The organism is Halomonas ventosae (assembly GCF_004363555.1).
Taxonomy (GTDB): Bacteria; Pseudomonadota; Gammaproteobacteria; order Pseudomonadales; family Halomonadaceae; genus Halomonas; species Halomonas ventosae.
Genome location: NZ_SNZJ01000005.1, coordinates 91,915 through 106,088, shown reverse-complemented (window position 1 = coordinate 106,088; position 14,174 = coordinate 91,915). Strand labels below are relative to the sequence as shown.

General features: G+C 67.9%; 13 protein-coding genes. 12 read left to right on the top strand and 1 reads right to left on the bottom strand.

The features are described 5' to 3' along the window. The first annotated feature begins 38 nt into the window (after window positions 1–38). The 5 genes from DFP85_RS05745 to DFP85_RS05725 all read left to right on the top strand — a co-directional run bounded on the left by DFP85_RS05745 (window position 39) and on the right by DFP85_RS05725 (window position 5,142). The gene (locus DFP85_RS05745; protein WP_133635347.1) at window positions 39–776 is read left to right on the top strand and encodes a FadR/GntR family transcriptional regulator; all 738 of its coding nucleotides are present in this window, start codon (window positions 39–41) and stop codon (window positions 774–776) included. Window positions 777–933: 157 nt separating this feature from the next. Continuing rightward, window positions 934–1,884 (top strand): Bug family tripartite tricarboxylate transporter substrate binding protein, encoded by a 951-nt coding sequence (locus tag DFP85_RS05740; protein WP_133635346.1) that lies wholly within the window; start codon window positions 934–936, stop codon window positions 1,882–1,884. Window positions 1,885–1,972: 88 nt separating this feature from the next. Next, window positions 1,973–3,511, top strand: coding sequence for a tripartite tricarboxylate transporter permease (locus DFP85_RS05735; RefSeq protein ID WP_133635345.1), 1,539 nt, complete (start codon window positions 1,973–1,975; stop codon window positions 3,509–3,511). Continuing rightward, entirely contained in the window at window positions 3,508–3,963 is a 456-nt protein-coding gene (locus tag DFP85_RS05730; RefSeq protein WP_133635344.1) for a tripartite tricarboxylate transporter TctB family protein, read from the top strand. The genes DFP85_RS05735 and DFP85_RS05730 overlap by 4 nt, the downstream gene beginning before the upstream one ends. Before the next feature lie 9 nt (window positions 3,964–3,972). Further along, window positions 3,973–5,142 (top strand): mandelate racemase/muconate lactonizing enzyme family protein, encoded by a 1,170-nt coding sequence (locus tag DFP85_RS05725; RefSeq protein ID WP_133635343.1) that lies wholly within the window; start codon window positions 3,973–3,975, stop codon window positions 5,140–5,142. A 17-nt stretch (window positions 5,143–5,159) separates the two neighbouring features. Here the strand turns inward: DFP85_RS05725 and DFP85_RS05720 are convergent, their stop codons facing one another. After that, window positions 5,160–6,089, bottom strand: coding sequence for a homocysteine S-methyltransferase family protein (locus DFP85_RS05720; RefSeq protein WP_133635342.1), 930 nt, complete (start codon window positions 6,087–6,089; stop codon window positions 5,160–5,162). A gap of 318 nt (window positions 6,090–6,407) precedes the next feature. Between DFP85_RS05720 and mntR the strand changes: the two genes are divergently transcribed. From mntR to DFP85_RS05680, 7 genes are all read left to right on the top strand, one after another. Then, complete coding sequence (mntR, locus tag DFP85_RS05715) at window positions 6,408–6,854, top strand: manganese-binding transcriptional regulator MntR (protein ID WP_133635341.1); 447 nt, start codon at window positions 6,408–6,410, stop codon at window positions 6,852–6,854. A 178-nt stretch (window positions 6,855–7,032) separates the two neighbouring features. Beyond that, on the top strand, window positions 7,033–8,007 hold the full coding sequence (locus DFP85_RS05710; RefSeq protein ID WP_243737214.1) for a metal ABC transporter solute-binding protein, Zn/Mn family: 975 nt from the start codon (window positions 7,033–7,035) through the stop codon (window positions 8,005–8,007). A gap of 77 nt (window positions 8,008–8,084) precedes the next feature. Continuing rightward, entirely contained in the window at window positions 8,085–8,885 is an 801-nt protein-coding gene (locus DFP85_RS05705) for a metal ABC transporter ATP-binding protein (protein WP_133635340.1), read from the top strand. Further along, window positions 8,882–10,027 carry an iron chelate uptake ABC transporter family permease subunit gene (locus tag DFP85_RS05700; RefSeq protein ID WP_133635339.1) on the top strand — a complete coding sequence of 382 codons (1,146 nt, stop codon included), beginning with the start codon at window positions 8,882–8,884 and terminating at the stop codon, window positions 10,025–10,027. The genes DFP85_RS05705 and DFP85_RS05700 overlap by 4 nt, the downstream gene beginning before the upstream one ends. Next, complete coding sequence (locus DFP85_RS05695; RefSeq protein WP_133635338.1) at window positions 10,027–11,166, top strand: metal ABC transporter permease; 1,140 nt, start codon at window positions 10,027–10,029, stop codon at window positions 11,164–11,166. Before DFP85_RS05700 ends, DFP85_RS05695 begins: the two co-directional genes overlap by 1 nt. Window positions 11,167–11,412: 246 nt before the next feature. Beyond that, entirely contained in the window at window positions 11,413–11,832 is a 420-nt protein-coding gene (locus DFP85_RS05690; RefSeq protein ID WP_133635337.1) for a SpoIIAA family protein, read from the top strand. A 588-nt stretch (window positions 11,833–12,420) separates the two neighbouring features. Further along, window positions 12,421–14,151 (top strand): SWIM zinc finger family protein, encoded by a 1,731-nt coding sequence (locus DFP85_RS05680; protein WP_133635336.1) that lies wholly within the window; start codon window positions 12,421–12,423, stop codon window positions 14,149–14,151. The last annotated feature ends 23 nt before the right edge of the window (window positions 14,152–14,174 follow it).

Below are 14,174 nucleotides of genomic sequence, written 5' to 3'. Positions count from 1 at the left end.
GGGTGGCTTATGCTGTGGGAAAGCCGCAGGGGACGACCATGGATTCACGGGTGGAGAAACGTGCCTCCGACGACGCGCCGAGCGGCGAGCCAGGCCGCAAGGGAGAAAAGCTCAGCGATCGGGTCTACGGCGACATCATCGATCGCATCATCAACCGCGACTTCGCGGAGGGCGAGCGCCTGCCCTCGGAGGAGCAGTTGGCAAGCCGCTACGGCGTGTCTCGCCCGATCGTGCGCGAGGCCCTGGCCCGGCTGCGGGACGATGGCCTGGTGCGCTCGCATCGCGGCTCCGGCAGTTTCGTCCAGCGCCGCCCCGATCGCGCCATGCTCGAGTTCGCTCCGTTGGAGAGCCTGGCGGACATCCAGCGCTGCTTCGAGTTCCGGATCGCCGTCGAGTCCGAGGCCGCCCGCCTGGCGGCACTCAAGGCCACCCGCGAGGACCGGGCGGCGCTCACGCGGGCGCTGGCGCTGCTCGAACAGCGCATCCGCGACAACGCCCTGGGGGTGGATGCCGACTTCGGCTTCCACCTTGCCATCGCCCGGGCCACCCACAACCGCTTCTTCTCCGACACCCTGCTCTCGCTCGAGGCAGCGATCACCTATGGCCAGAACCTGGCACGCGGGCTGGGCCTCAGGCGCCCGGAGCACCATGTCCCGGAGGTCCAGCAGGAGCATCGCGACATCCACGACAGCATCCTGGCCGGCGACGACGAGCGGGCCGGCCGGTGCATGCAGCGCCATTTGCGCAATTCACGGCGGCGGGTGTTCGAGGGGTGACAATCTTGACAACTTTTACAACTCGTCTAGCTTCAGGACAGGGCATCAGCGATGGGGGTTGAGACGCTGAGCCCGGTAGCCGGGCGAGACAACATTCACAACGATACGACTCGGCTGCCAGGAGACGATCACGACACAACAACGTCTGGAGCATGCCATGAAGTTCACGTACAAGAAGCTGGTGCTCGCCATGACGGCCGTCGCCGCCGTGGGGCTGGCCGGCGCCGCCCATGCCGAATACCCGGAAGATGACATCACCTACATCATCCCCTTCGATCCGGGCGGTGAATCCGACGTCACGGCCCGCTTCCAGGAGCCGATACTGGAAGAGGAACTGGGCGTCTCGGTGAACGTGACCCACCGGCCGGGCGGCGGCGGGGCCGTGGCCTGGAGCGAGTTCCAGAACAGCGCCGAGCCGGATGGCTACGAGATCATCGGCGTCAACATCCCGCATATCATCGGCCAGCCGATCCAGCGCAACAACGCGGGCTACGAGACCGACAACTGGCGGATCGTGACCTTCTTCCACTCCACGCCCAACGCCCTGATCGTGCACAACGACAGTCCCTACGACACCCTCGAGGACCTCGTCGAGGACGCCAAGGAGAACCCCGAGGCGATCACCCTGGGCGGCAGCGGGACCTACAGCGCCAACCACCTCGACATGTTGCGCTTCGAGAAGGAGGCCGGCATCGACCTGACCTACATTCCCTTCTCCGGCACCGGACCGCTCAAGGGTGCGCTGGAGGGCGGCCATGTCGCCGGCATCTTCAACTACACCATGCTCGGCACCGAGATGGCCGACAGCGTCAAGGTGCTGGCGGTGGCCTCGGAGGAGCGCGTCAAGGCGCTGCCCGATGCGCCCACCTTCAAGGAGCAGGGCTATGACATCGTCGGCGGCGCCTATCGTGGCGTGGCGGTGCCCAAGGGGACCCCGGACGAGGTGGTCGAGACCCTCGAGGCGGCCTTCGCCGAGGCCAATCGCCAGATCGCCGAGAAGCAGGAGCCGCTGGGCTTCGTGATGGAAGACATCACCGGTGACGAGGTCGACGAGGTGATCGGCATGCTCCGCGATGCCTACGGTCCGATCCTCGAGGAAGCCGAGTAACCCTTCCTCCCGCCGCGGGGGCCATGGTGCCCCCTTCCTCTCCTGTCTTGGCGGGGCCATGCGCGCATGGCCCCAGGCGGAGTGATGCATGGACATGCTCCTCGAGGCCCTGGCCTCCCTGTTGACCTTCGAGAGTGTCATCACCGTGCTGGTGGGCGTCTCGGCGGGCCTCTTCATCGGGGCGATGCCCGGGCTCACGGCCACCATGGCACTGGCGGTGCTGCTGCCCTTCACCTTCTCGATGGAGGCCCTGCAGGGCCTGATCGCCCTGGGCGGGGTCTACATGGGCTCCATCTACGGCGGCGCCTTCACGGCCATCCTGATCAACACCCCCGGCACCCCCTCGTCGATCGCCACCACCTTCGACGGCTATCCCATGGCCCGCCAGGGCCGTGCCTATGAGGCCATCGCCGCGGCGACCATCGCCTCGGTGGCAGGGGGGATCGTCGGGGTCATCTTCCTGCTGGTGCTGGCGCCCCCGCTGGCGAGGTGGGCCGTGGCCTTCGGGCCGTCGGAGATGTTCTGGGTGGCGATGCTGGGGCTGACCCTGGTCGCGAGCCTCTCCAGCGACTCCCTGCTCAAGGGGTTGCTGGGCGGCTGCATCGGGATCCTGCTGAGCACCATCGGCGTGTCGCCCGTGGGCGGCGAGTCGCGTTTCATCTTCGGCTATCCGCCGCTGCAGGGGGGCATCGAGCTGATCGTGGCGCTGATCGGCCTGTTCGTGATTCCCGAACTGCTGACCATGGCCGCCGAGGGGCGGGGGGCGTTGCCCGGACAGACGGAGCTGCGCAAGAAGGAAGTCTCCATCTTGAGCATCGCCCGCCGTATCTTCGGCAAGCCGGTCAACCTGATCCGCTCCTGCCTGATCGGCCAGATCATCGCCATCATTCCCGGTGCCGGCGGCAACGTCACCAGCCTGGTGGCCTACAACGAGGCCCGGCGCTTCTCCCGGGACCCCAAGAGTTTCGGCAAGGGCAACGTCGACGGCGTGGTGGCCTCGGAGTCGAGCAACAACGTGATGGTGGCGGGCAGCATGGTGCCGCTGCTCACCCTGGGGATTCCCGGGGCGCCGCCGGATGCCATCATCCTCGGCGTGCTGCTGATGCACGGCCTGCGCCCGGGGCTCGACCTCTTCACCGAGTCCGGCGTGCTGACCAACGGCTTTATCCTCTCCATGGGGATGGCAGCCCTGCTGCTGCTGCCGGTCGGGCTGCTCGGCGGACGGCTGATCCACCGCGTGGTGATCCGCACGCCCTACTATTTCCTGGTGCCGAGCATCGCCATGGTGACCATCCTCGGGACCTTTGCCCTGCGCAACAGCCTGCTGGATGTCGGCATCATGCTGATCCTGGGCACCGCCGGCTACTTCCTGCGCCTCATCGGCATCCAGCCCGCGCCCATCGTGCTGGGGCTGATCCTCGGCGGGATCGCCGAGGAGGGCTACGTGCAGACCCTGATGGCGGCGGTCGTCGATCCCATCCCCTGGCTCAGGTTGCTGCACAACCCGCTCTCCATGGTGCTCGCCGGCATGGTGGTGCTGGGGGCCGCGACCACGCTGGTGCCGATGTGGCTGGCGCGCAAGGGGCTGCTGGACAGGGTCGACGAGGACGACGGGAGGTCGCCATGATCCTGCGCCTCAACACCGATATCGCTGCGGGCACCGTCGGCCTGGTGTTCGCCGCCGTGCTCTGGCTGCCCCGCGAGGAGATCGGCCGGCTGAGCATCATCTTCCCGCGGGCCATCCTGGTGCTGCTGTGCCTGATCGCGGTCGCGCTGATCGTCAAGGGCGTGATCCGCCCCGGTGGTCGCCAGGTCGAGATCACCGGCAGCCCCCGGCGGCTGTTCACCGTGATCGCCGGGTTCTTCCTCTGGTGGGGGCTGGTCGAGGTGCTGGGGTTCCTGGTGACCACGCTGGTGGCCTTCTTCGCCCTCACCTGGTACCTGGCCCGGGTCGAGACGCGGGTGACCTGGCAACGCCTGCTGAAATGGACGCCGGTGATCCTGGGGCTGGTCATCGTCTTCTATCTGACCTTCAAGGAAGTGCTCAACGTACGCCTGCCGACGGGCCTGTTCTTCTAGGAGTCATCCATGAGAATTACCGATATCCGCGAGGCCCGCGTGTCGATCGCCTCGGACATCGCCAACGCCTACATCTCCTTCGCCACCATGGACGTCTCCATCCTGGCCATCTATACCGACGCCCGGGTGGCGGGCCGCCAGGTGGTGGGCTACGGCTTCAATTCCAACGGCCGCTACGCCCAGAGCGGGCTGCTGCGCGAGCGCTTCCTGCCACGCCTGCGCGACGCCGAGCCGAGCGCGCTGCTCGACGACAGCGGCCACAACCTGGACCCCTTCAAGGTCTGGTCGGTGCTGATGGCCAACGAGAAGCCGGGAGGGCACGGCGAGCGCAGCGTGGCGGTGGGTATCATCGACATGGCGATCTGGGACATCGTCGCCAAGGTCGAGAACGTGCCCCTGGCGCAGCTGCTGGCCGAGCGCCACGGCGACGGCCGGCCCGACGAGCGCGTCGCCGTCTATGCGGCCGGTGGCTACTACCATCCGGGCAAGCAGATCCAGGGCCTGCAGGACGAGCTGCGCGACTACCTCGACCTGGGCTACATCTGCACCAAGATGAAGATTGGCGCGGTGCCGCTGGCCGAGGATCTCGCGCGGGTCGAGGCCGCCATCGACATCGTGGGAGACGCGGAGCGCCTGGCGGTGGACGCCAATGGCCGCTTCGACCTGCGCACCGCGCTGGCCTTCGCCGATGGCCTGGCCCCCTATGGTGTGCGCTGGTATGAGGAGGCCGGCGATCCCCTGGACTACGCCCTCCAGCAGCAGCTCAGCGAGCACTACGGCCCGCCCATGGCCACCGGCGAGAACCTCTTCTCCCATCAGGACGTGCGCAACCTGCTGCGCTACGGCGGCATGCGTCCCGACCGCGACATCCTGCAGATGGACCCGGTGCTCGGCTATGGCCTGGTGGAGTACCTGCGCATGCTCGAGGTGCTGCGCGGCCATGGCTGGTCATCGCGGCAGTGCATCCCCCATGGCGGCCACCAGTTCGCCCTCAACATCGCCGCCGGCCTCAAGCTGGGCGGCAACGAGTCCTATCCGCGGGTCTTCGCCCCCTTCGGTGGCTTCGCCGACTCCACGCCCATCGAGGAAGGGCAGGTGGCCCTGCCGCAGGTCCCGGGGATCGGCTTCGAGGACAAGCGCGAGCTGATGAAGGTGTTCGAGTCGCACCTGGGGCACTGATGAGAGTCAGCGGACCCTCACGAATCCGCTGGCACCAGAGAAGACACCACATGGTAACCCTGGGCGGTCAGGCGCTCGGCCAGGGCGGCGATATGCGCCGGGCTGACCTCGCAGCAGCCGCCAACGAGGGCCGCGCCCTGTTCGACCCAGCGACAGGCGTGCTCGGCATAGCCTGCGGGATCCAGGTCCTGGCGCGTCTCCAGCGCCTCCACCGTGCCGCCGGGGGCGAGATCCGCCGCCGCCGTGAAGCCGTTGGCGTAGCCGCCGAACGGCACGCCGAGGTCGGCCAGCGACGCCATGGCGGTGGTGACTGCCTCGGGCACCGAGCAGTTGACCAGCACCGCCTCGGCACCGGCCGCCACCACCGCCCGGGCGGCCTCGGCCAGCGGCTCGCCGGAGCGCAGGCGCGTGCCGTCGCCGTCGTCCACCGTGAAGGCGACCCACACCGGGGCGCCGTGCTCCACCGCCGCGCGGGTCGCGGCCAGCGCCTCGCGGGTCAGCGTCATGGTCTCGCAGATGAAGAGCTCGACCCCCTCGACCTGGACCTGGACCAGCCGGCGATAGTCGCGCAGGCAGGTGGCATCGTCCGGCACCACCTCGGGGTGGTAGCTCGCGACCAGCGGGGGGAGGCAGCCGGCGATGCGCACCGCCCGGCCGCTCTGTTCGCGGGCCTGGCGAGCGGCGTCCAGCGCGGCGGCCTGCAGCGGCGCGAACAGGGCGGGATCGCCGTCGCGCCCCAGGCGCTGTGGCGTCGCGCTGTAGTTGTTGGTGGTGATGATGCGGGCGCCGGCGTCGATGAAGTCGCGGTGGACGGCGGTGACCAGCTGCGGTTCGTCCAGCATCACCTGCGCGGACCACAGCGGAGTGGCGGGGCGACCGCTGCGCCGCCTGAGCTCCTGCCCCATGCCCCCGTCCAGCAGCACTATGTGGTGTTCTTCAGCGCTCATCGGGTCACTTTCCCTCTTCGGAATGGCCATGGCGTCGCCCGTCTTGGGTCGGCAAGTGGACCCTAGCCGTTAATGACGAGCCGCTCAAGGCGGTGCCCCCGTTTCGCCCTGTTCGCCATGTACTTCGACGCCAGCGCGAGGGGCGGGTGGCTTTTCGCCGATGGCGACCCAGCGGTGGCGTCTTGACACCAGCCCTCCAGACCGGTGCTCGCGCCGGCGAGCCGCCAAAATTGCATTCCTGTTGTCGCAAGGCATCATGAGGGAACCAAGCCACCACTCTTCTCCTTCCAGCCTTTTATCCATTCAGGTCAGGATCCGATGACATCAGCGCTTTCGCACCGCCATGGGCAACTCATCGAGCCGGATAGCCACGTGCAGGGCTTTCGCAAGGCGCGCGATGCGCGGCGCACCGAGCTGGCGGAGGACTACGTCGAGCTGATCTCGGATCTGATCGCCGACAGCGGCGAGGCCCGGCAGATCGATATCGCGCGTCGCCTCGGCGTCGCCCAGCCCACCGTGGCCAAGATGCTCAAGCGCCTGGCGGAGGAGGGGCTGATCGTCAAGCGACCCTACCGGGGGATCTCCATGACAGAGGCGGGGGAACGCCTCGCCGCCGAGAGCCGGCGGCGCCACCGCCTGGTCGAGGCCTGCCTGCGCAAGCTGGGGGTCAGCGCCGAGACCGCGCGCCTCGATGCCGAGGGCATCGAGCACCACGTCAGCGGCGAGACCCTGGCCGCCTTCGAGCGCTTTCTCGGCGACGGCTGAAGTGCCTTCGCGCGCAGCGAGCGCTCGGTCGTCGGGCAGCGCCACTCAACGCACCACAGCACGCCATCACGTTCCTGCTGTTAAGGGCTCTATCGGGTCGATAAGAAATGTATACTCTGTTGGGGTATAGCAAAGGCTATATTATCGGCGCTGTGATCACGTTCACGGAGAAGGGCATATGACACGCTGGAAGATGACGCTGGGCCTGCTGGCGCCGCTGGCGCTGAGCGGCCAGACGATGGCGGCAGAACCGCCGGTGATCACCGTGACCACCATCGGCATGATCGCCGACGTGGCAAGCGAAGTGGGCGGCGAGTGCGCCGACGTCTCGGCGATCATGGGGCCGGGGGTCGATCCCCACCTCTACCAGGCGAGCGCCCGGGACGTGGCGACCCTGCAGCAGGCCGAGCAGATCTTCTATTCCGGCTACTCCCTGGAGGGCCAGCTCGGCAACGTGCTGGAACGCTTCGCCGAGATCACCCCCACCGTGGCGGTGGCGCCGTCCTCCATCGACACGTCGAGCCTGATCACCGTGCAGGACGTCTACGGCATCGACCCGCACCTGTGGATGGACGTCTCGCTCTGGGCGCAGATCATTCCCACCCTGGCCGACGCCTTTGTCGAGGCACGCCCCGCCTGCGAGGCCGACATCCGCGCCAACGCCGACGCCTACGCCACCCAGCTCGAGGCCCTGCATGGCTGGATCGAGGCGAGCATCGCGACGATTCCCGAGGCGCAGCGCATCCTGGTCACCGCCCACGACGCCTTCAGCTACTATGGCCGCGCCTACGGCATTGAGGTCGCCGGCATCCAGGGCATCAGCACCGAGACCGAGACCGGCGTGGCCGACATCCGCCGCATGACCCAGGTGGTGATCGAGCGTGAGGTGCCCGCCGTGTTCATCGAGAGCACCATCAACCCGCGCACCGTGCAGGCGGTGATCGATGCCGCCCGCGAGAAGGGGCATGAGGTCGAGATCGGCGGCCAGCTCTACTCCGATGCCATGGGCGAGGCGGGCACCGCCGGCGGCACCTACATCGGCATGCTCCACGCCAACACCCGGCACATCGTCGAGGCGCTCGGCGGCGAGCTGGCCCCGCTGCCCGCGCCCCTCGAGGGCTGGGCCGAGCGCTGGGAGGTTCCCGCCGGCTGACCGCCCGCGGCCGAGGTCACCGCACCGCTACCCCTACTGACCGCCACCCCTGCAACCGTCATCCCGCGGGAGAGCCCATGTCGACGACGCTTCACGAACCGGATCTGGCCCTGCACGTCGAGGACCTGACCGTCAGCTACCACAGCAAGCCGGTGCTGTGGGACATCGACTTCGACGTGCCGCCCGGGGTGATGGCCGCCATCGTCGGCCCCAACGGCGCCGGCAAGAGCACCCTGATCAAGAGCGTGCTGGGGCTGGTGCCCACGGTGGCGGGCCACGTCACCCTGCACGGGCGGCCCTACAAGGCGCAGCGCCGTCGGGTCGGCTATGTGCCGCAGCGCTCCAGCGTCGACTGGGACTTCCCCACCACCGCCCTGGACGTCGTCACCATGGGGCTCTACGGCCGGCTGGGCTGGCTGCGCCGCCCCGGGCGCCGCGAGCGCGACGAGGCGATGGCGGCGCTGGAGCTGGTCGGCATGGCCGACTTCGCCAAGCGCCAGATCAGCCAGCTCTCCGGCGGCCAGCAGCAGCGGGTGTTCCTGGCCCGGGCGCTGGTGCAGAAGGCCGACGTCTACTTCCTCGACGAGCCCATGGCCGGGGTCGACGCCACCACCGAGCGCGCCATCGTCGACATCCTTCGCCGCCTGCGCGACGAGGGCAAGACGGTGATCGTGGTGCACCATGACCTGCAGACGGTTCGCAGCTACTTCGACTGGCTGCTGATCCTCAACGTGCGGGTCATCGCCCAGGGGCCGGTCGCCAAGGTCTACACCGCCGACCACCTGCGCCAGGCCTACGGCGGCCAGATCGCCCTGCTCGACCAGGATACCTTCCTCTCCGGGGAGGCGGCCGTCGAGCCCGCGGAGCGGGTCGAATGAGCGTCGTCGAGCTGCTCTCCGACTACACCATCCAGAACGTCGTCGCCGGGGCGGCCCTGCTGGGCCTGGTCAGCGGGGTGCTCGGCACCTTCGCGGTGCTGCGCCAGCAAAGCCTGCTCGGCGATACCATGTCCCATGCGGCGCTGCCCGGGGTCTGCCTGGGCTTCATCATCGCCGGCACCCGGGAAATCGGCAGCATCCTGCTCGGCGCGCTGGCCACCGGCGCGTTGGCCGCCCTGGTGATGCTGCTGCTGACCCGGATGAGCCGTCTCAAGACCGACGCCGGCCTCGGCATCACCCTGAGCGTCTTCTTCGCCATGGGCGTGGTGCTGCTGACCCATATCCAGGGCATGAACAACGCCTCCCAGGGCGGGCTCGACGCCTTCCTGTTCGGCCAGGCGGCGGCGACCCTGCGCTCCGACCTGTGGATCATGGGCGGCATTACCTCCGTGGCGCTGGCGCTGGTGGCGGCGCTGTGGAAGGAATTCAAGCTGGTCTCCTTCGACCCCGAGTTCGCCACCTCCCTGGGCATGCCGGTGGCCTGGCTCGAGGTGCTGCTCACGGTGATGGTGGCGCTGGCCGTGGTGGTCGGGCTGCAGATGGTCGGGGTGGTGCTGATGGCGGCGATGATCATCGCCCCGGCGGTGGCCGCCCGCCAGTGGAGCCGCCGGCTCGAGGACATGGTGCTGCTGGCCGCGCTGATCGGCGTGGCCGGCGGGATCTTCGGCGCGCTGTTAAGCGCGCTCTCCCGGGGGCTCGCCACCGGGCCGCTGATCATCCTGAGCGTCTCCGGCGTGGTGCTGGTGTCGCTGACCCTGGCGCCTGAGCGCGGCTTCCTGTGGGAGGCGATCCGGCGCCTGCGCGCCCGGCGGCGGCTGCGCCACCAGCAGGTGCTGACCACCCTCTACCGACTCGCCGTACACCACGATGACCCGGTCTACCGCTCGGAGCAGGGCATGCTCGACACCTACCACGGCCTGCGCACCCGCGCCGTGCTGCGCCAGCTGATGCGCCGGGGCCTCGCCGAATGGCAGGCCTCGCTGCCCGGTGAGCCGGGCCCAGCCCGGCGCTGGGTGCTGACCCCGGCGGGCATCGCCGAGGCCGAGCGGGTACTGGAATCCCTCGGCCGGGAGGACGCCTGATGCTCACCGCCCTGCTCGACAACGTGGCCCTGCAGATCATGCTGGTGGGCGCCCTGGTGGGCATCGCCTCCACCCTGGTGGGCACTTTCCTGGTGCTGCGCGGCACCAGCATGCTCTCCGACGCCATCGGCCATTCCATCGTCTTCGGCATCGTCATCGTCTGGCTGATCACCCATCAGCAGAGCGGCCCCGTGCAGATCCTCGGCGCCGCCCTTGCCGGCGTGCTTACGGTGTTTCTCACCGAGCTCCTGGTCAGTACCCGGCGGGTCAAGAAGGATGCCGCTATCGGCCTGGTCTTCCCGGTGCTGTTCTCGATCGGCGTGCTGCTGCTCAACCTCTACGCCCGGGACGTGCACATCGACACCCACACCGTGCTGCTCGGCGAGATCGGCTTCGTGTGGCTCGATACCGTGACCCTCGGCGACTATCGGGTGCCGCGCTCGCTGCTCTCCATGGGCGCCATGACACTGCTCAACGCCGCCTTCGTGGTGCTGTTCTTCAAGGAGCTCAAGCTCGCCACCTTCGACGAGGCGCTGGCCAAGGCCCTCGGCCTGGCGCCGGGGCTGCTCTTCTACGGCCTGCTGCTGCTGACCAGCGGCACCGCCGTGGCGGCCTTCGACGCGGTGGGGGCGGTGCTCTTCGTTGCCTTCGTGATCGTGCCGCCCTCGACCGCCTACCTGCTCACCGACCGGCTGTGGCTGATGTTCCTCTATGGCATCGCCGTCTCCATTGCCTCGAGTGTCAGCGGCTACGCCCTGGCGGTGGCCTGGGACGTCTCCATCGGCGGCATGATGGCGGTGATGACCGGCGTCTTCCTGATGCTGGCCTTCCTCGCCGGGCCGCGCTACGGCGTGGTCGCCCAGCTGCTGCGCCGCCGCGGCCAGCGCCGCCACAACGAGATCCGCACCCTCGCCGTGCACCTCTACCACCATGAGGGCGGACCGGAACAGGGCGTGGAGAACGTCATCCGCGCGCTGCGCGAGCACCTGCGCTGGGACGCCGCCAAGGCCGCCCGGGTGGTGCAGCGCGGCAGTGACCAGCGGCTGATCCTGCGCGAGGGCGAGGCCCTGCGCCTCACTTCCCAGGGCCGCGAGATGGCCCGGGAGATCCTCGACCCCAGCGGCCGCTCGTCCGCATAACGCCCTTCCTCCATGAAGCAACCATGCCCCGCCTGCGGCTGGAAGAGCGTTCTTGTGTCCAAGGATGGCCCGAAATACACCGGAACCTGCCGGAAATGCCAACAAGTTTTTCTAATCTACTCGCAGGAATAGGTGAGCTCGCCTTATTCATGAGGCAGGCTGAACCGGCGCGGCTCAGGCGAGTCCATGCGGCTATGCTGAAGGCACTCAGGGCGTTCTTATCCTCCACGATCCAGGGAGATCACCATGTTGGAGTTCATCACCCACCCGGCGGATCACGTTGTGGCCATGAAGATCGGCGGCGTGGTCTCGGCCCGGGAGCTGCAGCAGGCCATCGACGCCATCGAGGCCGCCAAGCGTAACCATCCCCGCATCAGCCTGTTGGCCGAACTCGATGGCCTGCGCTGGATGACCCTGACGGCTCTGCTCAAGGACGTCGGCTACGGCCTGACCCAGCTCGGCGACCTCGAGCGCTACCACCGTGTCGCCGTGATCACCGACAAGGAGTGGATCAAGCACCTCGCCCATCTGGAGGATCACCTGTTCAAGGTGCTGGACATCCACACCTTTCCTCACCGGGAATACGCCGGCGCCCTGGCGTGGGTCGGCGAGCTCCCCCGGGGTGAGCACGAGAACCCCGAGGAGGATGGCTACCACGGCGCGTGATGCCAAGAGTCGCCGCTGACCAGCCGGCCCGGGGCGAGGCCATGGCCCAGGACATCGCCTTGCGTCTCGGCATCGAGGTGGACCAGAGAGCCGGCCAGCGTGGCATGGCTGGGCCCCCGCCCAGCGCAAGTGGCTCGACCGCCTGGCAAAGCAGCTTACCCACGAGATGGTGCTCGACCGCGACTTCATTCACCAGCGCTTTGCCGAGCAGGGGGCAAGCGCCTGGATGCCGTGCTCGACCATCATCTCGACGAGCTACTCGACGCCCTCTGGGAGACGAGCTGATATGGCCACGCCATCGACATGTCGCCGCGACATGTTCAAGAAATGCCGTTTTTTCGACACGTCCCGCGGAAATGTCGATGGCGTAGACACCTGGTCGCCTGGAGAGCGGGAAAGATAAAATAACGCGAAGCCCTATTTTAACTTCGGCCATTAATTAAAATAAGGCCCGACCCTATTCTACTCAGGCACGCTCTCGAGCGGTGAGATGGAGCCACATGGAGAAAAACAGGAAAGCGGCAATCACAAGAAGACGCTGGCACCGGCGAAGAAACGGAGGGGCGCCAGAAAGACAACGGCGGCATCATGATGCAACAGGATGAGAGGGCGCTTCTTTCCGATCGGCAACTGGTCATGCTCGCCGGCGAGGCTGCGTTCGGCCGTGGCGTGGAGTATTACCGCGAGGGCATGGTGGTTGGCTGGAACCGGAAGGGGTCTACCATCACCGCCGATGTGGAGGGCAGCGAGCGCTATCGGGTGGTGCTGAAGCTGAGCAAGCGGGGCCTGGAGGGCGGCTGCGACTGCCCGGCCTCCGAGGGCATCGACTTCTGCAAGCACTGCGTGGCGACCGCCCTGGCGTTCCGGGCAGAGCAGGCCGAGCAGTCGCGGCTGACGGAGGGCGATGCCTCGGACCGGATTCGCGCCTATCTGCAGCAGATGGACAAGGCCTCCCTCGTCGAGGCGCTCGAGTCCCTCATCGACAGTGACCCGGTGCTGCGCCAGCAGTGGTCGCTGCGGGCCGATGCGGTGCTCGGCGTGCTGGACCACAAGGCGCTGAAGAAGCGCATCACCGCGGCGTTCCCCCTCAACCGCGACCTCTACCGCTACGGCCAGGTGAGTGCCTACTTCGCCAGGGCGGAGGCCGTCGTCGAACAGCTCGCCGAGCAGGCGCCGCAGTTTCCCGCGGAGCAGTGCCTGACGCTGGTCGATTATGCCCTCTCACGCCTGGGCCGCGCGCTGGAGACCATCGACGACTCCGGCGGCTTTCGCTTCCACTGCGAGGCGACGCTGCAGACGCTACATGTCCAGACCGCGACGCGGCTCGACTGGTCGCCCGAGAAACTGGCGAATTATCTCTATGACAAGGCCTTTGGTGGCAGCGAGGATAGCTATCCGTCGATTCCCGACGCCTATGCCCAGGCGCTGGGTGAGGCGGGCATGGCGGCCTATCACGCCCGCCTGCAACAGGCCTGGGACGCCCTGCCGGCGCTGCCGGCAGAGGCGGGCTGGTCGCAGCAGTATCGCTACATTCGCCTGCGTCGCCCCCTCTTCGAGCGTGCCGAGGCCGCCGGCGACCTGTCGGCGATGCTGGCGCTCTACCAGAAGACCGCCAGCAAGGAGCCTGACTGCCTGGATGCCGCCGAGCTGTGCATCGAACATGGGAACTGGGACGAGCTGGAGACCTGGCTGGCGCGAGCGAAACGGGCGGCGTCCCATCAGTTTCCTCACCAGCAGGTGGAACGCCAGCGGCTCGAGGTGCGCCTGCACCTGCAGCGTGGTGAGGTAGATGCCGCGGCGGCACTGCAGTGGGACATCTACCAGCAGACGCGGCAGCTAGCCGATTACCGCCAACTGGCGGCCCTGGCGGACGAGCACGACTTGGCCATCGATTATCGCCAGCGCGCTCACGACTGGCTGGTGGAAGGGCTCGATCAGACGCCTCAGCTACCCTTCGGCTGGGGCCCGCGGATGGTCGACAGCCTGCTGGAGCTCTACCTGTTCGAGGGGCGCCTGGCCGAGGCCCAGGCGCTGTGCGCCGAGCGGGCGGTGGGTCCGGGGCTGCTGCACCAGCTGGCCAAGGCGCTGAAGGACCCCGACGAGAGCCTGCCGATGTACCTGCGCCTGGTGCGCCATAGCGTTTGCCAGACCAACAACCGGGCCTATCGCGAGGGCATCGCCCTGCTGCAGGAGCTGAAGGGCTCGCTTGTCACCCCGGTCCAGCAAGCCGCGTTCGAGCAGGCGCTGACCCAGCTGCGCACGGAGTTCAAGCAGAAGCTCAACTTCATCAAGTGGCTGAACGAGGCATTCCCGACCTGACTGGTGGCCGGGAGAGGCAGCAG